The organism is Chthonobacter rhizosphaerae (genome assembly GCF_013839525.1).
GTDB classification, from domain to species: domain Bacteria; phylum Pseudomonadota; class Alphaproteobacteria; order Rhizobiales; family Pleomorphomonadaceae; genus Chthonobacter; species Chthonobacter rhizosphaerae.
Genome location: NZ_JACDIS010000005.1, coordinates 92,201 through 115,822, shown reverse-complemented (window position 1 = coordinate 115,822; position 23,622 = coordinate 92,201). Strand labels below are relative to the sequence as shown.

23 protein-coding genes are annotated in these 23,622 nt (G+C 70.9%); 14 read left to right on the top strand and 9 right to left on the bottom strand.

The genetic code is table 11. From position 1 onward, the window contains the following. The first annotated feature begins 28 nt into the window (after positions 1 to 28). Positions 29 to 904, top strand: a complete 876-nt coding sequence (gene galU / locus HND91_RS10655; RefSeq protein ID WP_181706556.1) for a UTP--glucose-1-phosphate uridylyltransferase GalU — start codon at positions 29 to 31, stop codon at positions 902 to 904. A gap of 68 nt (positions 905 to 972) precedes the next feature. Here the strand turns inward: galU and HND91_RS10650 are convergent, their stop codons facing one another. The 5 genes from HND91_RS10650 to HND91_RS10630 all read right to left on the bottom strand — a co-directional run bounded on the left by HND91_RS10650 (position 973) and on the right by HND91_RS10630 (position 6,050). Continuing rightward, positions 973 to 2,484, bottom strand: a complete 1,512-nt coding sequence (locus HND91_RS10650) for an outer membrane beta-barrel protein (protein WP_181706555.1) — start codon at positions 2,482 to 2,484, stop codon at positions 973 to 975. Positions 2,485 to 2,654: 170 nt separating this feature from the next. After that, a complete protein-coding gene (locus tag HND91_RS10645) occupies positions 2,655 to 3,101 on the bottom strand; it encodes an NfeD family protein (protein WP_181706554.1) in 447 nt (148 codons plus the stop codon). Positions 3,102 to 3,114: 13 nt separating this feature from the next. Continuing rightward, complete coding sequence (locus tag HND91_RS10640) at positions 3,115 to 4,113, bottom strand: SPFH domain-containing protein (protein ID WP_181706553.1); 999 nt, start codon at positions 4,111 to 4,113, stop codon at positions 3,115 to 3,117. A 114-nt stretch (positions 4,114 to 4,227) separates the two neighbouring features. Then, positions 4,228 to 4,758, bottom strand: a complete 531-nt coding sequence (locus HND91_RS10635; protein WP_181706552.1) for a GNAT family N-acetyltransferase — start codon at positions 4,756 to 4,758, stop codon at positions 4,228 to 4,230. Between the two features lie 161 nt (positions 4,759 to 4,919). Continuing rightward, entirely contained in the window at positions 4,920 to 6,050 is a 1,131-nt protein-coding gene (locus HND91_RS10630) for a type III PLP-dependent enzyme (protein ID WP_181706551.1), read from the bottom strand. A gap of 737 nt (positions 6,051 to 6,787) precedes the next feature. Between HND91_RS10630 and HND91_RS10625 the strand changes: the two genes are divergently transcribed. The 3 genes from HND91_RS10625 to HND91_RS10615 all read left to right on the top strand — a co-directional run bounded on the left by HND91_RS10625 (position 6,788) and on the right by HND91_RS10615 (position 9,632). Then, positions 6,788 to 7,729 carry a LysR substrate-binding domain-containing protein gene (locus HND91_RS10625; RefSeq protein ID WP_181706550.1) on the top strand — a complete coding sequence of 314 codons (942 nt, stop codon included), beginning with the start codon at positions 6,788 to 6,790 and terminating at the stop codon, positions 7,727 to 7,729. Positions 7,730 to 7,806: 77 nt separating this feature from the next. Then, on the top strand, positions 7,807 to 8,499 hold the full coding sequence (locus tag HND91_RS10620) for a DUF1007 family protein (protein ID WP_181706549.1): 693 nt from the start codon (positions 7,807 to 7,809) through the stop codon (positions 8,497 to 8,499). Further along, positions 8,490 to 9,632, top strand: coding sequence for a nickel/cobalt transporter (locus HND91_RS10615; protein WP_181706548.1), 1,143 nt, complete (start codon positions 8,490 to 8,492; stop codon positions 9,630 to 9,632). The genes HND91_RS10620 and HND91_RS10615 overlap by 10 nt, the downstream gene beginning before the upstream one ends. A 27-nt stretch (positions 9,633 to 9,659) precedes the next feature. Here the strand turns inward: HND91_RS10615 and HND91_RS10610 are convergent, their stop codons facing one another. After that, the gene (locus HND91_RS10610) at positions 9,660 to 10,439 is read right to left on the bottom strand and encodes a gamma-glutamyl-gamma-aminobutyrate hydrolase family protein (RefSeq protein WP_181706547.1); all 780 of its coding nucleotides are present in this window, start codon (positions 10,437 to 10,439) and stop codon (positions 9,660 to 9,662) included. Here HND91_RS10610 and HND91_RS10605 point away from each other — a divergent pair. Together HND91_RS10605 and HND91_RS10600 are read left to right on the top strand one after the other, a co-directional pair. Beyond that, positions 10,438 to 10,635, top strand: coding sequence for a hypothetical protein (locus HND91_RS10605; protein ID WP_181706546.1), 198 nt, complete (start codon positions 10,438 to 10,440; stop codon positions 10,633 to 10,635). The genes HND91_RS10610 and HND91_RS10605 overlap by 2 nt on opposite strands. 207 nt (positions 10,636 to 10,842) lie before the next feature. Continuing rightward, positions 10,843 to 11,949 carry a TRAP transporter substrate-binding protein gene (locus HND91_RS10600; protein ID WP_181706545.1) on the top strand — a complete coding sequence of 369 codons (1,107 nt, stop codon included), beginning with the start codon at positions 10,843 to 10,845 and terminating at the stop codon, positions 11,947 to 11,949. 266 nt (positions 11,950 to 12,215) lie between these two features. On the opposite strand, the gene HND91_RS10595 is transcribed toward HND91_RS10600, so the two are convergent. Beyond that, a complete protein-coding gene (locus tag HND91_RS10595) occupies positions 12,216 to 13,895 on the bottom strand; it encodes a TRAP transporter large permease (protein WP_181706544.1) in 1,680 nt (559 codons plus the stop codon). 25 nt (positions 13,896 to 13,920) lie between these two features. Then, a complete protein-coding gene (locus HND91_RS10590) occupies positions 13,921 to 14,463 on the bottom strand; it encodes a TRAP transporter small permease subunit (protein ID WP_181706543.1) in 543 nt (180 codons plus the stop codon). A gap of 439 nt (positions 14,464 to 14,902) precedes the next feature. Between HND91_RS10590 and HND91_RS10585 the strand changes: the two genes are divergently transcribed. The 8 genes from HND91_RS10585 (at position 14,903) to HND91_RS23050 (ending at position 22,681) form a co-directional block, all read left to right on the top strand. Next, positions 14,903 to 15,373, top strand: coding sequence for a response regulator (locus tag HND91_RS10585; protein WP_181706542.1), 471 nt, complete (start codon positions 14,903 to 14,905; stop codon positions 15,371 to 15,373). Positions 15,374 to 15,723: 350 nt separating this feature from the next. Further along, positions 15,724 to 16,782: a ferrochelatase gene (gene hemH / locus HND91_RS10580; protein ID WP_181706801.1), complete on the top strand. Its 1,059-nt coding sequence runs from the start codon at positions 15,724 to 15,726 to the stop codon at positions 16,780 to 16,782. Between the two features lie 237 nt (positions 16,783 to 17,019). After that, the gene (locus HND91_RS10575) at positions 17,020 to 18,792 is read left to right on the top strand and encodes an SLC13 family permease (RefSeq protein WP_181706800.1); all 1,773 of its coding nucleotides are present in this window, start codon (positions 17,020 to 17,022) and stop codon (positions 18,790 to 18,792) included. Between the two features lie 70 nt (positions 18,793 to 18,862). Then, on the top strand, positions 18,863 to 19,672 hold the full coding sequence (locus HND91_RS10570) for a hypothetical protein (protein WP_181706541.1): 810 nt from the start codon (positions 18,863 to 18,865) through the stop codon (positions 19,670 to 19,672). 172 nt (positions 19,673 to 19,844) lie between these two features. Continuing rightward, positions 19,845 to 20,288 (top strand): hypothetical protein, encoded by a 444-nt coding sequence (locus HND91_RS10565; RefSeq protein ID WP_181706540.1) that lies wholly within the window; start codon positions 19,845 to 19,847, stop codon positions 20,286 to 20,288. A 26-nt stretch (positions 20,289 to 20,314) separates the two neighbouring features. Next, positions 20,315 to 21,262 (top strand): tonB-system energizer ExbB, encoded by a 948-nt coding sequence (gene exbB, locus HND91_RS10560; protein WP_210272661.1) that lies wholly within the window; start codon positions 20,315 to 20,317, stop codon positions 21,260 to 21,262. 4 nt (positions 21,263 to 21,266) lie between these two features. Beyond that, complete coding sequence (gene exbD, locus HND91_RS10555; RefSeq protein ID WP_181706538.1) at positions 21,267 to 21,707, top strand: TonB system transport protein ExbD; 441 nt, start codon at positions 21,267 to 21,269, stop codon at positions 21,705 to 21,707. Then, on the top strand, positions 21,704 to 22,681 hold the full coding sequence (locus HND91_RS23050; protein ID WP_181706537.1) for a TonB family protein: 978 nt from the start codon (positions 21,704 to 21,706) through the stop codon (positions 22,679 to 22,681). The genes exbD and HND91_RS23050 overlap by 4 nt, the downstream gene beginning before the upstream one ends. Before the next feature lie 89 nt (positions 22,682 to 22,770). Here HND91_RS23050 and HND91_RS10545 read toward each other — a convergent pair whose 3' ends face one another. Continuing rightward, positions 22,771 to 23,331, bottom strand: a complete 561-nt coding sequence (locus HND91_RS10545) for a YidB family protein (protein ID WP_181706536.1) — start codon at positions 23,329 to 23,331, stop codon at positions 22,771 to 22,773. Positions 23,332 to 23,622: the final 291 nt, after the last annotated feature.

The window sequence follows — 23,622 nt, the reverse complement described above, 5'->3', positions numbered from 1 at the left end:
GATGGTCGGGTCGAACTTGGAGTCACGAATGACCAAGACGATTCGCAAAGCAGTGTTCCCGGTCGCGGGCCTCGGCACGCGGTTTCTGCCGGCGACGAAGGCGGTTCCCAAGGAGATGCTGACCATCGTGGACCGTCCTGCTTTGCAGTACGTGGTCGACGAGGCGAAGGCCGCCGGCATCGAGCACTTCGTGTTCGTGACCGGACGCGGCAAGGCCGTGATCGAGGACCATTTCGACATCAACTTCGAGCTGAACGCCACGCTCGAGGCGCGCAACAAGACCGAAGCCCTGGAGAGCGTGAACCGCGACCTGCCGAAGGCGGGCGCCACCAGCTTCACCCGCCAGCAGGCGCCGCTCGGCCTCGGCCACGCGGTCTGGTGCGCCCGCGACATCATCGGCGACGAGCCCTTCGCGGTGCTCCTGCCGGACATGCTGATGAAGCATCACACCCCCTGCCTGAAGAGCATGGTGGACGCCTACGCCAAAACCGGCGGCAACGTGCTCAGCCTGGAGGCCTGCGATCCCTCACAGACCTCGTCCTACGGCATCGTCGCCCTCGGCGACACCCTGGACGAGGACGTCTTCCAGGTCACCGGCATGGTGGAGAAGCCGAAGCCGGCGGATGCGCCGTCCAATCTCTTCATCTCCGGCCGCTACATCCTGCAGCCGGAGGTGTTCGACCTGCTGGAGACCCAGGAGCGCGGCGCCGGCAACGAGATCCAGCTGACCGATTCCATGCTGCGTCTTCTCGGCACCAGCCCGTTCTACGGCGTGCGCTTCCGCGGCACCACGTTCGACACCGGCACCAAGCTCGGCTTCCTGCAGGCGAACCTCGCCTACGGCCAGGAGCGCACCGACATTCATCCGAACATCAAGGACGAGCTCCGCGCCGTCCTCGGCTGACCGCCAGCACCCTCCACGTCAAAAGCCCGCGCCGGTCCCGCCCGCGCGGGCTTTTCCATGCGCCCTCGTCACCGGCGGACGGTCACGCCAGCCTCGACCGTGGTCTCCCGCGTATCCTCGCCGGACACGTTGGAGTCTTCCACCTCGTGGGTGGCGGTGAGCGTGAGTTCGACCGAGGGGTTCAGCCGCCAGGCGGCGCCCGCGCGCACCGCCACCGTGGCGACGCTCCGGTTCACGCCCCCATAGTCCTGGAACGACAGGGCGCCGCCGAGATCGAGGATGAGGTTCGGCTTCAGCGCATGGGCGATCCCCGCCGAGACGCTGCGGGTGATCGACCCGCTCGCCCCCGCGAGCCGGCTCGTCTCGAAGCTCGTGTCGGCCGCGAGCGTCACGGTGGTCAGCGGCGTCACCGCCCAGGCGAGCGAGGCCTCCAGGATCATGCCGCGCAGCGGGTCGAGCCGGTCGTCCTCCAGCACTTCCGTGCCGTAGCCGACCGCCACCTCGCCGGTCAGGAGGCCCGTGTCCACCGCCGTGCCGAGCTTCGCCTCCGCGCCCACGCTCGACCGCCGGAAGCCGTTCTCGTCCACGGTGCGGTCGGGCCGGCGCGCGAAGACGCTCGTCTCCGCGAAGGGCTCCAGCACGGCGCCGCTGTCGAGCGATAGCCGCAGGGTGCCGGAGAGCGCCGTGTCGTCCCGGTCGTCGCCGTCGTAGATGGTCCGGTCGAGCGCGCCCTTGAGCGTCACGCCGATCAGCCCCGCCGACCGGGCGTAGCCGGCGGTGGCCGACAGGGTGTGGATGTCCACCCCCTGCCCGGCCGGCGTCTCGATGCTGAAGCCGGTGTCCTTGCGGAAGGCATAGCGGGCGCCGGCGGTCAACCGGTCCACCTCGGTCAGGTCCAGCCGGCCGTCCGCGGTCGCCTCCAAGGATGGCTCGAGCTCCGCGTCCCCGCCCAGGTAGTCGCGCACGCCACCCCGAAGCGCGAGGTCGATGCCGCCGCCGTCGAGGTCGGACCGGGCGGTCACGTCGCCCTTCAGCCCCCAGAAGGCGGCGCCCTCGCCGTCCGGAGCGCCGCCCGGGTTGGACGACCAGCCGAGGGTCGACGTGGCGCTCGACAGGATGGTGAAGGTGCGCACGCGCAGCCCGAGCGGCTCGTAGGCCGACCGCGCCGCCTCCTCGGTGTTGATGGCGACCGGCGCGCCGCCGGCGATCGGCTTCAGGGGCTCCACCGGCGGCACCGGTCGCACCACCGATCCGAGGGTCGGCCGCAGCGCCGGGCGGCGGTTCGGCTGGGCGGCCGGCGCGGTCCCGGTCGCCGCCGCGCCGGCCGAGGGCACGGCCGGGTCGGTGGCGGACGGGTCGGCCAGAGGATCGGCCAGGGGATCGATCGCGCCGGCGAGGCCCGGATCGGTCGGCGCCGTCACGTCTTCGATCAGGTCGTCGATCCCGAGTTGATCCGTCGCCGGCCGGACCACCGGGGACCCCACCTCCCCTGCCGTCGCGGCGTCCTGGGCCTCGGCGGACGGGGGCGATCCGACCGCCAGTCCGGCAGCAGCAACGGCGACAAGGAGGATGGGCCGCATGGAAAGGCGCAGCACCCGGGTTCGAGGCGATCGGAACGGGCTCGGCCCGCCCCACGCGGGCGGGCGACCACCCTTTCCGACCGGTAAACGAACACGGTTAACGTTTGGTTGAGCAGCCGGCCCCGACCCCGCGCGCCCGCCCGTCCGGCTCGCCGGGGCCTCCGTCGCCGTCAGCGCGGGGCCACCACGAGGCGCCCGTCGCGCACGTCCACCACGGTCACGGTCGTGCCCGCCGGCAGGTCCGGCCCGCTCACCCGCCACAAGGTGTCGTCGAGCCGGATGTGGCCGGACCCGTTCGCGAGCGCCGTCTCCAGCACCGCCGGCCGGCCCACCTGCCGGCGCATGCGGTCGTTGAGCGGCGGGGCGTCCTCCGCCGGACCGTTGCGCCCGTAGAGCCGGCGTCCGAGGAGCGCGCTCAGGCCCGCGAAGACGACGAACAGCAGGATCTCCGCCTGCCAGCCGAGGTCGACCGTCAGGGCGATGCCGCCGACGATGATCGCCGCCACGGCGAACCAGATGAAGAAGGACCCCGGCGCGAACACCTCCACGGCGGCGAGCAGGATGCCGAGCACCCACCAGAGCCAGGGACCGAGCTGGACGACCAGTTCGCGGAGCATCGGGCGGCCCTCGTCAGACGCGCCCGGACGGGTCGCCGACGGCCGGCACCGTTCCGGGCCGCCGCCGCGGCGCGCCGGGCGTCGACGCCGGGTCGTCGCCGAAGGACGCGCGCGCCAGTTCCGCGATGCCGCCGAGCGAGCCGAGGATCGCGGTCGCCTCCATGGGCATCATGAGGATCTTCTGGTTGGGCGAGGTGGCGAACTGGGCGAGCGCCTGGGTGTACTTGTCGGCGATGAAGTAGTTCAGCGCCTGGACGTCGCCCTTGGCGACCGATTCGGACACCAGCATGGTGGCCTTCGCCTCCGCCTCGGCCAGCCGCTCGCGGGCTTCCGCGTCGCGGAACGCGGCCTCCCGTCGGCCTTCGGCCTGCAGCACCTGGGCCTGCTTCTCGCCCTCCGCCCTCAAGATGGCCGCCTGCCGCAGGCCCTCCGCCTCCAGGATGGAGGCGCGCTTGTCGCGCTCGGCCTTCATCTGCCGCGCCATGGATTCCACGAGGTCCGCGGGCGGGTTGATGTCCTTGATCTCCACCCGGGTGATCTTCACGCCCCAGGCCTCCGTGGCGGCGTCCACCACGTGGAGGAGCCGGGCGTTGATCTCGTCGCGATTGGAGAGGAGGCTGTCGAGATCCATCGAGCCCATGACCGTGCGGATGTTCGTCATGGTGATGTTCAGGATCGCGTTCTGCAGCCCGCTCACCTCGTAGGCGGCGCGGGAGGCGTCGAGCACCTGGTAGAAGGCCACCCCGTCCACCGTGCAGGTGGCGTTGTCGCGCGTGATCACCTCCTGGCTCGGCACGTCCAGCACCTGCTCCATCATGTTGAGCTTGGTGCCGACCCGGTCGACGAACGGGATGATCAGGTTGAGCCCGGGATAGAGCGTCTTGGTGTAGCGGCCGAACCGCTCCACGGTCCAGTTGAAGCCCTGCGGCACCTGCTTGATGCCGGCGAACAGGACGATGATGGCCAGGAACACGAAGGCCGCGACGGCAATGTCGACCCCGGTGAAGAACATGCGCCCCTCCAGTCGGAAACCCCGCGCCATATAGGCACGGCCGGAAGCGCCAGGGAAGCGGCACGGGGGCCCGGACCGGCGGGTGGCCGGCCCGGACGTCACCGCGGCCCGTCGTCAGGCGGCGAGCGCCTTCAGGGCGGCCGGCGCCAGGGCTCCGGTCGGGCGCAGCACGCCTTCGGCGCCGAGGAGCGCGCCCGGCGTCAGCTCCAGCGCCAGGAAGCGATGACGCTCGTAGGGGCCCGGCATTGCGAGGCCGCCGGTGCGCTCGCTGGAGAAGCCGAAGCGCCGGTAGTAGGGCTCGTCGCCGACGAGGAGCACGGCCCCGTGGCCGAGCGCCTTGGCGCGGGCGAGCGCGAGCCGCATCAGGGCGCCGCCGACGCCCGCGCCCTGCTGGTCGGCCGAAACCGCCAGCGGGCCGAGCAGCAGCCCGTGCCGGCCCGTGTGCCCCGCCGCCACGGGCCAGAGCCGGACGGTGCCGACCAGCCGGTCGCCGTCCTTGGCGACGAGCGCCAGGCCCTCGGCCGGCAGGCGGCCGGCGCGGATGCGCTCGGACGACTTCAGGAAGCGCGCCGGCCCGAAGGCCCGGTCGAGCAGGGCTTCCCGGGCGCCGACGTCCTGCGGCGCCTCGTCGAGGTAGGTGATCATGGGGCGAAACCCTTCCCGCGGGCGCGCGGGCTCAGCCGCGCGCGACGCGAAACAGACACCAGGGGTGCCGGTCCCCCGGTTCGTCACCGGGGCCGGAGCGGGGAAAGGCGGCCGGCGGCCCTTGGAGGTCGGCCGGCCTTCGTGGGATCGAGGCGGTCGCCTCAGATCACGTAGCTTCGCAGGGGCTCGAAGCCGTTGAACGCCACCGCCGAATAGGTGGTGGTGTAGGCGCCCGTGCCCTCGATCAGCACCTCGTCGCCGATCTCCAGCGACAGCGGGAGCGCGTACGGGGTCTTCTCGTAGAGCACGTCGGCCGAATCGCAGGTCGGGCCGGCCAGGATGCACGGGGCCGTGTCGCCGCCGTCCCGCTCGGTGCGGATCGGGTAGCGGATGGACTCGTCCATCGTCTCGGCGAGGCCGCCGAACTTGCCGATATCCAGGAAGACCCAGCGGATCTGGTCGCCCGCCTGCTTCTTGGAGATCAGCACGACCTCCGCCTTGATGATGCCCGCGCCGCCCACCATGCCGCGGCCCGGCTCGATGATGGTCTCCGGGATAGCGTTGCCGAAATGCCGGCGAACCGCGTCCGAGATCGACCGGCCGTAGGCCTCAGTCGCCGGAACGTCCTTCAGGTAGCGGGTCGGGAAGCCGCCGCCGAGGTTGACCATCTTCAGGTGGATGCCGCGCTCCGCGAGGGTGCGGAAGAGCTGCGCCGAGGAGGCGAGCGCCCCGTCCCAGGCCTCGGTGTTGCCCTGCTGCGAGCCCACGTGGAAGGACACGCCATAGGCGGTCAGGCCCAGCCGGTGGGCGTGCTCCAGCACGTCCACGGCCATCTCCGGCTCGCAGCCGAACTTGCGCGACAGCGGCCACTCGGCGCCGGCGCCGTCGCAGAGGATGCGGCAGAACACGCGGGCGCCGGGCGCCTGACGGGCGATCTTCTCCACCTCGGCCTCGCAGTCGACCGCGAACAGGTCGATGCCGAGGCGGCGGGCGCGGGCGACGTCCGCCTCCTTCTTGATCGTGTTGCCGAAGGAGATGCGGTCGGGCGTCGCGCCGGCGGCGAGCGCCATCTCGATCTCGGGGATCGAGGCGCAGTCGAAGGACGAGCCCAGCTCGGCGAGCAGCGACAGGATCTCCGGCGCCGGATTGGCCTTCACGGCGTAGAAGATGCGGGTGTCCGGGAGCGCGCGGCGGAAGGTGAGGAAGTTGTCGCGCACGACGTCGAGGTCGACCACGAGGCAGGGGCCCTCGGGACGTCGGGTGGCGAGGAAGTCACGGATGCGAGCGGTCATTGGCGTGGACCCCAGAACCAAACAAGGTTTCACCGTCCGGAGCCGATGCGTTCGACCGCGTCGCCGCTGTGGAGACGGCGCCGGCGATGGATCGCACGGGCTCGCGACCGGCCTTCCGGCCGGCGGAGTGATGTCGGTTGCGCGCCAAGCCCAGCCGAAGCCGATCTCGTCACGAAGCCGTAAAGCCTTTGATTGGGCGGGAGGTCCCCGTCCGCACGTCCGGCAAGATGTAGTCGCCTCTTTAGTGACCCCGGCGGTTGGAGCGCCGGCAGAGACCAAAAAAGCCCTCTACGTCGTTGCTTTAAGTCGCGTCCGCCGCTTGAGAAGCGGCTTAGACCCGGTTCATCTCCGGTCACCGGTTTGCCCTCGCTGGATACCGCCGTGAGCGGCCCTTACGAAACCGGCACGCAACCACAGGCACGTGCGAAATTGGGCAAGCCGGGAGATAGCGCCATTGCCCCCGCTTCGCAAGACCCAATTCGCCCGTGCGGACAATTAATTCCGGACCGTCCGTCCGGCCGCCCCGAGCCGCCCCGGACGACGCCGCCGCGCACGCGCCGCCGCACCGGCCCGCAGCACGCCGGACCGCCCGTCCGGGCATTCGGCGCCATCTTGTCCGTCCTGCGCATTGTCGAACGATTGCTCCGATCCTACATGGGTTCAGACCCGGATCGGCCGTCCGGGTGAACATTGCCGGGAGTGGGCGGACCGGCGGCCGGCGCGCGACGGAGGACAAGGTGGACACGCTCACCCGGATGCGGACCTTCGTGGAGGTGGTGGACGCGGGCGGCTTCTCCGCGGCCGCGCGCAAGCTCGGCCGGTCCAAGGCGCTCATCTCCAAGTACGTGAAGGAACTGGAGGACGAGCTCGGCACCCGGCTGATGAACCGGACGACGCGCCGGCTTTCCCTCACCGAGCTCGGTCAGGCCTACTACCGCGACGCCGGCGAGATCCTGCAGCGCGTCGACGACCTGCAGGACATGGTGCGCGACCGCCACGGCGAGCCGACCGGCCTCCTGCGGATCGCCTGCCCGCGCACCTTCGGCGACGGCTTCGTCGGCCGGGCGGTGATGGACTTCGTGGTCGCCAACCCGTCCATCAAGGTGGACCTCCGACTCGACGACCGGTTCGTGGACCTCGTGGACGAGGGCTTCGACTGCGCCATCCGGATCACCGAGCTCCAGGACTCCAGCCTGATCGCCCGAAAGCTCGCCGACTACCGGTTCGTGATCGCGGCCCGCCGGGACGTGGTCGCCAGCCACGGCCGGCCCCAGCACCCGGACGACCTCGCCGACCTGCCCTGCGTGATCGACAGCAACCTGCGCAGCCGCTTCTCCTGGCGGTTCCAGGTGGACGGCGCGCGCACCACCGTCCAGGTTTCCGGCCGGGTGGAGGTGAACTCGCCCATGGCGGTCCGCCTCGCCGTCCTGGCGGGCCTCGGCTACGGCTCGGTGCCCTTCATCATGGTCCGCGAGGACATCGAGGCCGGCCTGATCGACGTGGTGCTGGAGGAATACGAGACCGCCAACCCCGGCGTCTACGTGGTCTATCCCCACCGCCGGCACCTCTCCGCCAAGGTCCGGGCGTTCGTGGACTTCATGGCCGACTGGTTCTCCCGCTTCGACGGCCAGAACTGCCGGGGCGACACGTTCGACGGCCCGGCCAGCCGCAGCGCCTGACGGGCGGTCATCGTTGCGCCGGAATTCGGCGCGATGCATCTTGCCCGATGGAACCGGGGCTGTTCGGGGGATTGTCGATGCGCTTCATGTCGGACCGGGTTCGGGGTTGGACCCGGCGCTCTTCGCCGGCCGTTCTCCTCGCCGCCTGTTCGATCATCGCGGTCGCGTCCCCGGCCGGCGCGCACCCCCACGTGTTCGTCGACGCCAAGGCCGAGATGGTGTTCGACGCCTCCGGCAAGGTCACCGCCATCCGCAACGTCTGGCGCTTCGACGACGCCTACTCGGCCTTCGCCAGCCAGGGCCTCGACGCCGACGGCGACGGCAAGCTCTCCGTGGAGGAGCTGAAGCCGCTCGCGGACGTGAACGTGGAGTCCCTGAAGGACTTCGCCTATTTCACCTTCCTGGCCGCCGGCGACCGGGACATCGATTTCGACGCTCCCACCGAATACTGGATCCAGTGGGACGAGGGCTTCCTGACGCTCTACTTCACGCTGCCCACCAAGGGCGCCGTGGAGATCCGCGGCCTCCCGGCCAAGCTGGAGGTCTACGATCCCACCTACTACGTGGCCTTCAACTTCGTGGAGACCGAGCCCGTGGCGCTCGACAACGCCCCGAAAGGCTGCACCCTGGAGGTGATCCGCCCCCAGGAGCTGGACGCCGCCACCGCCGCCACCCTGGCCGAGATCCCGCCCGACCAGCGCGAGATTCCCGACGAGCTCGCGATCGTGACCCAGGACCTCACCAACGGAGCCAGCGTCCGATGCCCGTGACGACGACCCGGCGCCCCGCCCCGCTCTCTCCCGCTCTCCTCGCCTTCGTCGCCCTCGCGCTCGTCGCCTTCGTCGCCCCGGCTCTCGCCGCCGGTCCGTTCGGCGTCGGCGTGCCGGAGCCCGCCCCGTCGGCCGGCGGCTTCCTGCCCGGCCTGTTCGGCTGGATCGCCGCGGAGCAGAGCCGCTTCTACCGCTCGCTCACCGCCACCGTGTCGGCGGTGAAGTCCGACGGCTCCGCCGTCCTATGGCTGATGGGCCTCTCCTTCGCCTACGGGGTCCTCCACGCGGCCGGCCCCGGCCACGGCAAGGCGGTGGTCTCGGCCTACGTCCTCGCCAACCGCGAGACGGCCCGGAACGCCGCCGTGCTCTCCCTCCTCTCCGCCCTCGCCCAGGCGGTGACGGCGGTGGTCCTCGTGTCCGTCGCGGCGCTCGCGATCGGCGCCACCGCCATGGCGATGACGCGGACGGCGGAGTATTTCGAGATCGGCTCGTTCGCGCTCATCACCGTCCTCGGCCTCTGGCTCGTCCAGCGCAAGATCGTCAGCCCCCTGTCGGCCGCGTTCGCGGCCCGCTACGCGCCGGTCGTGCTGCCGTCCGGCGGCCCGTTCGCCTTCGCGGGCTCCGCGGAGATCGGCGGGTCCCACCATGCTCACGCCCACGACCATGCCCACGCCCACAATCATGGGCCGGCGCACGGCCACCAACACGGGCACGGGCATGGGCATGCTCACGGGCACGACCACCATCACCATCACGCCGGCTGCGGGTGCGGTCACGCCCACGTGCCATCCCTGGAGCAGGCCGGCGGCCGGCTGAACCTCGCCAAGGCGTGGAGCACCATCCTGGCGGTCGGCATGCGGCCCTGCACGGGCGCCCTCATCGTGCTGGTGTTCGCCCTTTCCCAGGGCCTCTTCGCGGCCGGCATCGCCGCGACGGTCGCCATGGCGCTCGGCACCGGGCTGACGGTGGCGGCGCTGACGCTGCTCGCCGTGTCGGCGCGCGGCCTCGCGGTGCGGCTCGCCGGGGACGGCTCCGCCACCGGGCACCGGGTTCACATGGCCGTGGAGGCGCTCGGCGCCCTTCTCGTCCTCGGCTTCGGCCTTCTGATGCTCGGCGCCAGTCTCAGCGGCTGACGCCGGCGCCGGCCTCGCGCGCGGGCCCTATTCGGCGGCTTCCCGGCCCGCCGCGGCCGACCGGGCGGCTCCGTAGGCCCGGGCCGCGTCCCCGAACGCGCCGAAGATCCTCGCCGAAGGCCCGTCCGTGCGCGCCCAGTATTCCGGATGCCACTGCACCCCCAGCGTGAAGCCCGGCGCGTCGCGCACGGACACCGCCTCGATGGTGCCGTCCTCGGCCGAGGCTTCCACCTGCAGCCGGTCCGCCAGGCGGCCGATCGCCTGCCGGTGCAAGGAGTTAACGTCGATGCTCCCGGCGTCCACGATCCGCCCCAGGCAGCCGCCCTCGCGCACCAGGACAGGGTGCCGGATGGCGAATCGGATCTCCTGGAGCTCGGTCTCCGGCGCCCGGTGGTCCATCCGCCCCTCCTCCTCCTGGATCTCTCCGGCGAGGGTGCCGCCGAGGGCGACGTTCAGTTCCTGCAGGCCGCGGCAGATGCACAGGAGCGGGATGCCCCGCTCCAGCGCCCGGCGGATCAGCGGCAGGGTGGTGGCGTCCCGGTCCGGATCGAACGGCTCGTGCTTCTCGCTTGCCTCCGCCCCGTAGAGCGACGGGTGGACGTTGCTGCGCGATCCCGTCACCAGCACGCCGTCCACCCGGTCGAGCGCGGCGTCGAGGTTCATCCGGCTCCCGAAGGCCGGCAGGATCAGCGGCACCCCGTCCGCCCGTTCGATCACCGCCTGGAGGTAGGTGTGCGGCGCGGCGTGCCAATCGTAGCCCTGCATGGGGCGGACGTCGGCGGAAACGAGGATGACCGGGGCAGGCATGATGGTTCCTGAAGATGGCGACCGCACGGATACTGATGAGAAAGCGGGCGGCGTCAAGACGGCGGCGTCGCTGGTCAATCCGCAGGCACTTCAAGAGGCGGAATCCGGCTGTCCCGGAGACATTCTTCGTGTCTCTACAGATCCTTGGTCTAAAACAGCTTTCACCGCTTGTTCTGACCAGTCACATGCGCTTTAGTCCGTCCTCGGAGCAAGGGTTCGGCAGCAATCGGCCGACGGACGGACGCGATCCGGGAGGAGAGCCGGCAAGGACCCTCATCTCTGTCTGACTGGCCCGGATCCGGTCGCACGAACCGGGCATCATCCGCATGCGTGTGAGGTGCTGATCCCGGTCCGACCGAACTCGGGCGGCCGGCATCGCGACAAGAGCTTATCGGGAGGATCCATGGATCGTCGTTCATTCATCAAGAAGGCAGGTCTCGTCTCGGGCGGCGCCGCCGTCGCCGCGACCCCCCTCGCCGCTCCGGCCATCGCCCAGGAGCAGCCCACCATCAAGTGGCGTCTCACCTCCAGCTTCCCCAAATCGCTGGACACCATCTACGGCGGCGCCGAGATGATGGCGAAGACGCTGTCGGACATCACCGACGGCAAGTTCCAGATCCAGGTCTTCCCGGGCGGCGAGATCGTGCCCGCCCTGCAGGCGCTCGACGCGGCCTCGCAGGACACCGTGGAAGCCTGCCACACCGTGTCCTACTACTTCTGGGGCAAGGACCCGACGTTCGCGATCGCATCCGCGCTGCCGTTCGGCCTGAACGCCCGCCAGCAGAACGCCTGGCTCTACCAGGGCGGCGGCAACGAGCTCCTCAACGAGTTCTACGCCAACTACAACGTGGTCGGCTTCCCTGGCGGCAACACCGGCGTCCAGATGGGCGGCTGGTTCCGCCGAGAGGTGAAGTCCCTCGCCGACATGCAGGGCCTCAAGATGCGCATCGCCGGCCTCGCCGGCAAGGTCGTCGAGCGGATCGGCGTGGTGCCGCAGCAGATCGCCGGCGCGGACATCTATCCGGCCCTGGAGAAGGGCACCATCGACGCGACCGAGTGGGTCGGCCCCTACGACGACGAGAAGCTCGGCTTCTACCAGGTGGCCAAGTTCTACTACTATCCGGCGTTCTGGGAGGGTGGCCCGACGGTCCACTTCTTCTTCAACAAGGCGAAGTACGAAAGCCTTCCGCCCTCCTACCGGGCGGCTCTGGAATCGGCGACGCGCATCGCCAACCAAAACATGATGAACCAGTATGACGTGAAGAACATCACGGCCATCCGCAGCCTCGTCGGCAAGGGCGTGCAGCTGCGGCCGCTGCCGCGCGACGTGCTCGACGCCGCCTACAAGTCGGCTTTCGAGGTCTATGGCGAGATCGCCGAGTCCACGCCGACCTTCAAGAAGGTCTACGAGCCGTGGGCCAAGTTCCGCACCGAAGCCTACCAGTGGTTCCGGGTGGCCGAGTACACCTACGACAGCTACGTCTACGGCCAGCAGGCGGCCGGCAAGTAAGCCGCCCCGACAGCCTATACCGAAACGAGGGGCCCGCGGCGACGCGGGCCCTTTTCCGTTCCGGAGCCGGGTCGCGGCGGGCAGGGCCGCGAGGGGGCGGGCCTGGAGGTCAGGGCCACGGACGTCAGGGTTTTGGAGGTCAGGGTTTTGGAGGTCCGGCCCTACTGGCCCGGCCAGGTCTCATCGACCCGGCCATGTCGGCCGGATCGGCCGGCCGCAAGCGAAACCGCCGCCCGGAAGGACCGGGCGGCGGCTCTGGCGTCCTGTCACTGGGCCGGCGCCGGCGTCGCGGGCGCGCCGAAATCCGGCGGCGGCAGCCCGCCCGGGCTCGGCGGCGCCGATGGGGCCGCGGGCGCGCCGAAGTCCGGCGGCGGCGGGCTAGCCGGGGCGGCTCCATCCGCCGGCGGCGTGGCGAACGGATTGTCGCCGGGCGCCGGACCGCCGAACGGATTGTCCCCGGCGCCCGGACCGCCGAACGGGTTGTCGCCCGCGCCCGGGCCGCCGAGGCCCGGCATCGGGATGTCGATGTTGATGGTCGACGGGTCCACCGCCTCCGTGGTCGTCTTGTAGTGGGTGACCATGTACGGGAAGGCGATCACGAGGCCCACCATGACGATCTGGATGATCACATAGGGGATGGAGCCCATGTAGATCTGGCCGGACGTGACCGGCGCCATGGTCTTGCCCGTGATCTTGTCGACATAGGCCCTCGCCGGGGCGACCGAGCGCAAGTAGAAGAGCGCGAAGCCGAACGGCGGGTGCATGAACGACGTCTGCATGTTGACGCCGAGGATGATGCCAAACCAGACGAGATCGATCCCGAGCTTTTCCGCCACCGGCACCAGGAGCGGCACGATGATGAAGGCCAGCTCGAAGAAGTCGAGGAAGAAGGCGAGCAGGAAGACCAGGATGTTGACGACGATCAGGAAGCCCAGTTCACCGCCCGGGATGGCGGTGAGCAGGTGCTCCACCCACAGGTGCCCGTCCACGCCGTAGAAGGTCAGCGAGAAGACGCGGGCGCCGAGGAGGATGAAGATGACGAAGGAGGAGAGCTTCGCCGTGGTGTCGAGCGCCTGATAGATCATCCGGACATTGAGGCGCCTGTTGATGGCGGCGAGGATGAGCGCGCCGACGGCGCCCATGGCCCCGCCTTCGGTGGGGGTCGCGAGGCCGATGAAGATGGTGCCGAGGACCAGGAAGATCAGCACCAGAGGCGGCACCAAGGTCGTGACCACCTTGATGGCGAGCTTGGCGCCTCTAAGGGTCCGCGCCTCCGGCGGCAGGGCCGGCACGAACTGCGGCTTGAAGATCGACACGAGCAGGATGTAGGACGCGTAGAGGCCGGTCAGGATCAGGCCTGGGATCAGCGCGCCGGCGTACATGTCGCCGACCGACACCACCTGGCTCGATCCCGTCTTCAGCTGGTCGGCCAGCACGATCAGCACCAGGCTCGGCGGGATGATCTGCGCCAGGGTGCCGGACGCCGCGATGGTGCCGGCCGCCACGCGCCGGTCGTAGCCGTAGCGCAGCATGATCGGCAGCGAGATCAGGCCCATGGAGATCACCGACGCGGCCACCACGCCCGTGGTGGCGGCAAGGAGCGCGCCGACCAGGATCACCGCATAGGCGAGGCCGCCGCGGATCGGGCCGAACAGCTGCCCGATGGTGTCGAGCAGGTCCTCCGCCATGCCCGACCGTTCCAGGATCAGGCCCATGAAGGTGAAGAACGGGATCGCCAGCAGCGTCTCGTTCGCCATGGTGCCGAAGATCCGGTCCGGGATGGCCCCGAAGAGATTCGGCGACAGAAGGCCGAGTTCGATGCCGACGAGGCCGAAGACGAAGCCGTTGGCCGCCAGCGCGAAGGCGACCGGATAGCCGAACAGCATCACCACCACCAGGGCGGCGAACATGATCGGCGCGAGGTTCTCGGCGAGGAGAGCGGTCATGGATGGGAGGTCTCCGTCCCGAGGATCAGTGGTGCGACTGGGTCTGATCGAGCGCCGGGTCCGGCCCGTGGCCGGTCAGGAAGGCGACCCGCTTGATGAGTTCGGAAAAGCCCTGCAGGCCGAGCAGGAAGAAGCCGATCGGGATCAGGATCCACACCGGCCAGAGCGCGAGGCCGCCGGCGTTGGACGACATCTCGCCGGTGGCGATCTTGTCGACCACGACCGGCCAGACCAGCCATACGGTGATGATGCAGAACGGGAACAGGAACAGGATGGTGCCGAGGATGTCGATCCACACCTGCGTGCGCCGCGACAGGCGCCCGTAGATGATGTCGATCTTCACGTGCTCGGCCTTCAGCAGCGTATAGGCGGCGGACAGAAGGAACACCGCCGAGAACAGGTACCACTGGGATTCCAGCCAGGCGTTCGAACTCATGTTCAGGAACTTCCGGCTGAAGGCGTTGCCGGCGCTGACCAGGATGGCCACGAGCGACAACCACATCACCGTCTTGTGGACGATCTCGGATACTCGATCGATGCCACGGCTGAGCGCGAGAAGTCCGTGCATGGGTTGGATCGCCTCCAGGATTGCTGAACCGGGACGAGCGCTCCCACGACCGCGCGGCACCGGTCACGGCTCGGCGTCGCGACGACGGGGCCATAGACCGGTTGACCGAATGCGAGCGTGGCCGCCTGCCCCTCCCCACTGCCGGGTGCGGCCGCACCGGCAGGCGTCTCGTTTCTGTGGATGCGACCGGTGGTCGCTCCCGTGCAGTGGCGATAACAGGTTTCAGCGGCTCCGCCAAGCGAGGGAAAGCCCGCTTTCCGGTCCGATCCGCCGGTTTTCTCAGGGTTCCGCAGCGAAAGGTCCGCGCATCGTGCGCCCGCGCCGGCTGCGCAGAGCGCGCTCGCCCTGCCAAGGATTAACGATAGCAGGTCAACCACGCTGATCTCTTATGCAGAGTGTGATCATATCGCATTCTGTATGCGTCTTGGCGGAGGCGACCGTGGGCGGGAACGAGCGGCCGGGCTCGCCGGCAAGAGACACGGCGGATGCGCACATCCTCCTCATCGAGGATGACGAGGACGACGTACGCGTCATCACCCGGCTCCTCGACCAGGCGCCGATCTCGTTCCGCATCACCACCGCCGAGAACGGCCGCGAGGCCCTGGACTGGCTCGCCGGCGTCGGCTCCCTGGACGATCCGGCGGCGCCGGACCTCGTCATCCTCGACATCAACATGCCCGTCATGGACGGCATGCTGTTCCTCTCCGAACTGCGGCGGAACCCGGTGTTCCGCTCGCTTCCGGTGGTGACGCTGACCACCTCCACCGACCCGGACACCATTCGCCGGGCCTACGACTTCGGCGCCAACGCCGTCGTCAACAAGGCCGACAGCCTGGACGGCATGAGCCAGATCGTGAACACCACCGTGGACTTCTGGTTCAGGATCGCCCACCGCTACTACATCGATTGAGGCCGGATCGTCCGGCCCGGAGCCCGGACCACCGCCGGCCCGCCCCGAACACCCCGACGCGAACGACCGGCCCTCAACCGCCAGCCTCCTTCGCCCCGCCCGCGCGCCTCGGCTCGCCCCGCCGCCGTTGACGCCGACGGATTCGTCGCCACATGTGCGCTGCACGGATCCGCCCCCGCGGCCGTCCCGGCCCGGACGCCCCGACCTCGGTCGGCCGCGGCCGGGGCGTTGGGGCCGGAGCGGTCGGGACTTGTGATCCCGACCGCGGAATGGTTCGTATGCGGCACGACACGACGGCGTGGCCCTTCGAGGGTGCCGGCGCCGCGCTTTCGGAGACAATCAAGATGGACATGATCAGTGTCGGGACCGCGCCGACCGTTCCGACTCCGGTGCAGTTGCCCGCCGGGCACCCGGCCGTCGCCACCGGCAAGGTCGGCGTGCTCCTCGTCAATCTCGGCACCCCGGACGGCACCAGCTACGGGCCCATGCGGCGGTACCTGAGGGAATTCCTCACCGACAAGCGCGTGATCGAGTGGCCGAAGGCGATCTGGTACCCGATCCTGTTCGGCATCGTGCTCAACACCCGGCCCGGCAAGAAGGGCAAGGACTACGAGACCATCTGGAACCGGGAGCGCGACGAGAGCCCCTTGCGCACCTTCACGCGCAGCCAGGCCGACAAGCTGGCCGCGCGGCTCGGCGCCCTGCCGAACCTGGTGGTCGACTGGGGAATGCGCTACGGCAACCCGTCCATCGCCGAGCGCATGCGCGCCCTCAAGGACCAGGGCTGCGACCGGGTGCTCGTCTTCCCGCTCTACCCGCAGTATTCCGCCTCCACCACGGCGACGGTGAACGACAAGGCGTTCGAGTTCCTGCTGAAGGAGCGCTGGCAGGCGGCCGTCCGCACCGTGCCGCCCTATCATGACGACCCGGTCTACATCGACGCGCTCGCCCGCTCCATCGAAAGCCACCTGAAGACCCTCGACTTCGAACCGGAGGTGGTGCTCGCGTCCTTCCACGGCATTCCGAAGAGCTATTTCGAGAAGGGCGACCCCTACCACTGCCACTGCATGAAGACGGCGCGGCTGCTGCGCGAGCGGCTCGGCTGGTCCAAGGAGAAGCTGCGCGTCACCTTCCAGTCCCGCTTCGGGCCGGAGGAGTGGCTGCAGCCCTACACGGACAAGACCGTGGAGGCCCTCGCCAAGTCGGGCGTGAAGCGCCTCGCCATCGTGGCGCCGGGCTTCGTGTCCGACTGCCTGGAGACGCTGGAGGAACTGGCCGTGGAGAACGGCGAGATCTTCCTCCACAACGGCGGCGAGAAGTTCAGCCACATCCCCTGCCTCAACGACAGCGAGCCCGGGATGGACGTGATCGAGACCGTGGTCCGCCGCGAGCTCGCCGGCTGGATCTGACCGGCCGCCGCATCGCGTCCCGGGGCCGGCCGAAGCCCCAGCCCCGGGACCGATCGACGCTCCCGCCCCGGGCCGGCGGACGGTCCCGGCCGCCCCTCACGTCCCGAACGAGCTCCATCAAGGCCGGCGCGCTTCAGGTGCGTGCCGACATCGGTTAAGGAAGACCGCCGGGCGCGTCGGGAACTCCGACGGCTCGAAGGCACTTTCCTGGACCGGCTCGATGGAGTGATTCCGATTCTGACGCTCATGCAGGCGACTGCCCTCTCCATCATCGCCGTGATGATGGTGCTGTTCGTGTGGGGGCGCATCCGCCACGACGTCGTCGCCCTCCTGGGGCTCCTTGCGGCGATCCTCACCGGCATCGTGTCCGTCGACGAGGCCTTCGCGGGGTTCGGCGACGACATCGTCGTGATCGTGGCGAGCGCGCTCGTCATCAGCGGCGCGGTTTCCCGCTCCGGCGTCACCGAGATCCTGATGGGCAAGGTGGCGCCCTTCATCCGGACGGTGCCCACCCAGATCGCGGCGCTCGCCGGCACCGTCATGGTCCTGTCGGCGGTGGTGAAGAACATCGGCGCCCTCTCCATGCTGATCCCGCCGGCGTTCCAGATCGCCCGCAAGACGTCCACGTCCGCGTCCGCGCTCCTGATGCCGATGTCCTTCGCGTCCCTGCTCGGCGGCCTCGTCACCCTCGTCGGCACCTCGCCGAACGTCATCGTGTCGCGGCTGAGGGAGGACATCTCCGGCGAGCCGTTCCGCATGTTCGACTTCACGCCGGTGGGCCTGCCGATCGCCCTCCTCGGCCTCGCCTTCCTGCTGTTCGGCTGGCGCCTCCTGCCCCAGGACCGGCGCAGCGCCACGACGGAGACGACCTTCAACATCTCCGAATACACCACCGAGGCGGTGGTGCCCGACGACTTCACCCTCGCCGGCCAGTCGGTCGACGACGTGGTCAAGGCCGCCGGGGGCGGGGTCCGGGTCACGGCGCTGATCCGCGACACCCACAAGCGCTTTCAGAACCCGACCACCCAGATCGTCCGGCCCGGCGACCACCTTCTCCTGGAGGGTGAGCCGGACGACCTGGAACAGGCGGTCGCGGCCACGGGCCTGATGCTGTCCAGGGCGCAGAAGCAGCCGGAAAAGACGGCGCCGGACGACGAGATCGGCGTCATGGAGGCCGTCGTCACCGCGTCGAGCGTCCTCGTCGACCGGTCGTCGGAGAAGCTGCGCCTCTACGACCGCTTCAAGGTCAACGTGCTCGCCGTCAGCCGCAGCGGCGCGCGGGTCAACCAGCGCCTGAAGACGCTGCGCTTCCGCCCCGGCGACGTGGTGGTGCTCCAGGGCAACCTGAAGCTCCTGCCCGACATCATGGCGGACCTCGGCTGCCTGCCGCTCGCCGAACGCACCATCAACATCGGGCGGAACCGCAAGGGCCTGCTGCCCCTCGCCATCCTCTTCGTCGCCATGCTCCTCATGGCCATGCAGATCCTGTCGGTGACGACGGCCTTCTTCGGCGCGGCCGTCCTCATCATCGCCCTGCGCTGCATCAGCCTGAAGGACGCCTACGGGTCCCTGGACGGCCCGGTCCTCATCACCCTCGCCTGCCTCATTCCGGTGTCGGACGCCCTGAGAACCACCGGCGTCACGGACATTCTCGCCTCCGGCCTCTCGTCCGCCGCCGGCGTGCTGCCGCCGATCGGCTCCATCGCGCTCATCATGGCGGTCGCCATGGCGGTGACGCCCTTCCTCAACAACGCCGCCACCGTGCTGGTCGCCGGCCCCATCGCGGCCGGCCTCGCCACCCAGCTCGGCTACAATCCGGATCCCTTCCTGATGGCGGTGGCGGTCGGCGCCGCCTGCGACTTCCTCACGCCCATCGGCCATCAGTGCAACATGCTGGTGCTCGGCCCCGGCGGCTACCGGTTCGGCGACTATTGGCGCCTCGGCCTGCCGCTGTCGCTCCTCGTCCTCGTGGTCGGGGTGCCGCTCATCACCCTCGTCTGGCCGGTCTGACCGGCCGGACGAGGGTCGCCCGCCCGATCGCGAGGCCGGCGCGGCCGCGCCCTCCAACTTTCAAGCGTCGATGCCGGATCCCGACGTCCACCCCTCCCCGACGACCGACCCGGCGCTCGCCGCCGCGCTCGCCCGCGTGGCCGCGACCCTGCCGGACCTCGACCTCGCCGTCTCGACCGGCGAACCGGACGCCGTCCCGGTATCCGGCCTCCCGTCCGCCCTGCCCCGCTGGATCGACGAGGATCTCGCCCTCTGGCCGGGCCTCGACCGGCGCACCGCCGCCGTCCTCCTCGCCGGGCAGGCCGCCTATCCGATCGGCCTCACCCTCGTGGCGCTGCACCTCGCGGGGGCGCCCCATCCGTTCGGCCCGGACGAAGTGACGCTTCTGCGGCTCCGGTTTCCCCTCGGCGACAGCGGCCGAACCGGAACGCGGTTCGCCGTCCGGATCCGCCCGGACGTCGGCGGGCGTGGCGCCGACACCGGCGATCCGGCCCTGCGATCCCTGGAACGGGTGCTCGATCCGCTGATGGACGCGGTCGCCGCCACCGGCCCGCTCCGCCGCGGCAACCTCCAGCGGATCGTCGGCGACGCGGTCGCCATCGCGCACCTGGCGGCCGGGCGAGCCTTTCGCGCCGAAGCGGCCGCCCGCGACGACGCGCTCAGGCGCCTGCGCGTCCATCGGTCCCCGATCGCGAGCCCCCGCACCGGCTTCGTGGCGGTCCGGGCCGAGCGACCGGACGGCGAGCCTGCCGAACAGTGGTTCGTGGACCGCGCCGCCTGCTGCCGCCTGCACGAGCACCCGGCCTTCGAGGCCTGCGACACCTGTCCGCGCCGAAGCGCCGACGACCGGACGGCCCGCCTGAAGCGCTTTTCGACCTGACGGAAACGTCAGGTCGAAGAGACATCGCGCCGGATCAAGTCCTTGGAGCGCTCTTCCGCGCCCGTTTGACCGCATCCCCAAGCCGGCCCGGAACCCGGCGGTTGCACCTGCGCTTATAGTTGACTATGAAACTCAGGTTTCCACGTCGAACTCTTGTCGAAGCGCGGGTGCCATGACCGTGTATGCGTTTGCCGGCCGATCGGCCACCCTTCTCGCCTGCCTCGCCGCCCTCGCGCCGTCGGTTCCCGCCGCCGCGCAAGGAACCGCCGAGCCCTTCCGGGTCGAGCTCAACCGCCTGGAGCCCGTCGGCGCGGACTGCAGGGCCACCGTGGTCACCGAGAACACCGCCGCAGAGCGCCTCGACAGCCTGAAGCTCGACCTCGTGGTGTTCGACCGCGACGGCGTGGTGGCCAAGCGGCTCGCCGCCGAGCTCGGCCCCCTGTCGGCGCGCAAGACCGTGGTGAAGGCCTTCCCGATCACCGGCCTCGCCTGCGAGGCCATCGACCGGGTGCTGGTGAACGACGTGGTCGCCTGCGCGACGCCGGCCGGCGCCCTTGCCGGCTGCGTCGATCGGGTCGAGCCCACGTCCCGGTCCACCGCCCGCTTCCTCAAGTGACGCCAGGACCGAGAAGGATGCCGCCCATGCCGGATCTGCGCTCCGTTGCCCTCGCCGTGGCGATCCTCGCCGCCCCGTCCGTCGCCGCCCTGCCCTTTGCCGCCTCGGCCCAGGAGGCCGTCCCGGCCGCCGCCAGTCCTTCCGTGAACGTCCCCGCCCCGGAGGCCTCGTCAGCGCCCATCGCGCCGGCCTCCCCCGCGCCGGCCTCGACCCCGACGGCGGCCGACGTCTCGCCCCCGCCGTCGCAGGACTTGCCCGCGCCGCAGGCCAGCCTGTCGTCGGCCGCCCTGCCGCACGATCTGTCGCCCTACGGCATGTTCATGGCCGCCGACTGGGTGGTGAAGTCCGTCATGATCGGGCTGGCGCTCGCCTCGGTGATCACCTGGACGGTCGGGCTCGCCAAGGCGCTGGAGCTCGCCGGCGCCAACCGGCGGATCCGCGCCGCGGCCGCCCGGCTCCGCGACGCCGGCGGCCTTGCGGAGTCCGCCGGCGCGGCGGGGTTCGGCCGCGGGCCGGCGACCGAGATGCTGCGCGCCGCCGCCGCGGAACTGCGCGCGTCCGAGGGCCTGCCCCGCGCCGGGCTGAAGGAGCGCGTCGCCCTCCGCCTGGAGCGCATCCAGGCCGCCGCCGGCCGCGGCATGGCGAAGGGCACCGGCGTCCTCGCCACCATCGGGTCCACCGCGCCGTTCGTCGGCCTGTTCGGCACGGTCTGGGGCATCATGAATTCCTTCGTCGGCATCTCGAAGGCCCAGACCACCAATCTCGCCGTGGTGGCGCCCGGCATCGCCGAGGCTCTCCTCGCCACCGCCATCGGCCTCGTCGCCGCCATCCCGGCGGTCGTCCTCTACAACGCCTTCGCCCGCTCCATCGCCGGCTACAAGGCCGCCGTCGCCGATGTCGCCGCCGAGGTGACCCGCCTCGTCTCCCGCGACCTCGACCGGGCCGACGGTCGCCGGCGCGTCGCCGCGGAGTGACCCCATGGCGGCCCGGCTCGACGACGGCGACGACCTCGCCGAAACCCACGAGATCAACGTCACGCCCTTCATCGACGTGATTCTCGTGCTCCTGATCATCTTCATGGTGGCGGCCCCGCTCGCCACCGTGGACGTGCCCGTGGACCTGCCCGGCTCCACCGCCGCCCCGGCCCGGCGCCCCGAGGCGCCCGTCACCCTGACGATCGGGGCCGACCTCGGCCTCGCCCTCGGCAACGACCCGGTCGCCCGCGAGGCCCTCGGGGCGGCGCTCGACGCCCGCACCGGCGGCGACAAGGCCGAGCGGGTGTTCCTGCGGGCCGACAAGGCCGTCTCCTACGGCGACCTCACCGAGGTGATGAACGTCCTCAGGGCCGCCGGCTATCTGAAGGTCGCCCTCGTCGGCCTGGAGACCATGCCGGGCTCCGCCGTCGGAGCGGCGCCGTGACGGCCATCGGCGGACGGCCGGCGGACCGCGAGGGGGCCGGTTGGGGCCGCTGGACCGCCGCCTTCCTGGTGGCGACCGCCCTCCATGGCGGCGGCGCGGCGCTGATCCTGCCCCGGACGGCGTCCGAGCCCGCCATCCAGGCGCCCGAGGCCGCGGTCATGATCGATCTGCCGCCCGAACTCGCCCTGCCGCCGGCCGAAACGGTGGAGAGCCTCGCCTCCGAAGGCGTCGACGCCGAGACGCCCACCGAGGTCCCGACCGAGGCCGTGGAGCCGCCAGTCGAGACCGCCGCCCCCGTCGAGGCGGTGGCCGAGCCCCTTCCCGAGACGGTCGAGACCGCCGAGGTGGAGACGACCGTCGCGGCCGAAGCCGTCGCCGACGCCCCCGCCGAGACCCCCGTGGAAGACGCCGCCGAGGCCGCCCCGTCGGAGGTCGCCGAAGCCGCGCCGGCCGACGCCGTCGAGGCGCCGCCGTCCGAGGTGGCGGAAGCGCCGCCCTCGGAGGTGGTCGAAGCCGAAACCGTCGCGCCCGCCCCTCCCGTCGCCCCGACGCCGAAGCCGGTCCGCCGGGTCCGGCCGCGACCGGAGGCCAAAGTGGCCGAGACCGTCCGCCGGGTGGAGCGCGCCGCGCCCGCCCCGTCCCGCGCGGCGGTCGCCGGCGAGCGGGCTTCGGGTGCCGGCAACCCGGACCCGGACGCGTTGGAGACCTACAGCGCCACCGTGCGCGCCCGCATCATGCGCCAGCGCCGGACCGTGGACACCCGCGCCTCTAGGGGCGCGCGGGTGACGGTCCGGTTCACGGTGGCGGCGGACGGCAGCGTGACCGGCATCTCGGTCGCCCGGAGTTCGGGCGACCAGCGCCTCGACGAGGCCGCCGTCGCCATGGTCGGCCGGGCGAGCCCGCTGCCGGCCATCCCGGCCGCCGTCGGGCGGCCGAGCCTGACCATGAGCCTGCCCGTGCGGTTCGACCGCTGACGGCCTGTCGGCGCCATGGACCTGCCGCGACAAGGGCCGGACCGGACGCCCCCTCGGGACCGCCGACGAGACTGTCCGGTCGCCGCCGGTCAGAAGCGGTCGTTCTCGCTCGGCAGCCGGCCTTCCGGCGTGTAGCGGTCCACCGCGTCCGGCAGCGTGCGCGACAGGCGCGCCAGCAGCTCGTCGCGGGAAAGGCCGGTCTGCTGGGTCAGCGTGTCGATCACCTCCGGGTCGATGGCCTGTTCCAGCTGCGACGGCGACACCTCCCGGTTCGGGCCGCGGCCCACCCAGCTGTCCGCGGTCTCGCCATGGCCGGCCCGGCGGAAGCTGTCCACCAGGTCGCCGAGACCGCCGCTCAGCATGCCGCCCGCGCCGGCGCCGCCGGCCGAACCGGCCAGCCCGCCGAGGATGGACCCCAGCCCGCCGCCGCCCGCCTGGCCGAGCCCGCCCAATCCGCCCAAGCCACCAAGCCCGCCGCCCGACTGCTGCGCGGAACGGTCGTAGGCGCCCGGTCCGCCGATCCGGCCGTCCGAGGTTCCGTCGCCCTGGGGACGCTGGCCGAGCATCTCGGCGATCTTGTCCCGGTTCTGGTAGCCCGCGACGGCGAGAAGCCCCAGGAGGGCCGTCATGGAAGGAAGTCCGCGTGCCATTTTGGTCGTCTCCTCGTCTGAACTGGCGAGGGAACGAGCCCTGGCGCGCTTGGTTCCGCCGGCTTGAACCCGCCCTCCGGCCCGGCTGACGCTTGGGTGCGGCCGGCGATCGCCTGCGCTCGCCGCCGGCCGGCCGTCGGCGCAGGCGCCCGTCATCTCCGGTTCGCAGACCTGTCCTATGCAGCTTGCTGCAGAGGTCGGGGTTGCGTTCGCGGTGGTCTCAGGCAGACTGCGGGGCATGCGGCCAAGAGGAGGGCAACCGGAGCGGATGCTCCGTCCGGAGAGCGTGGA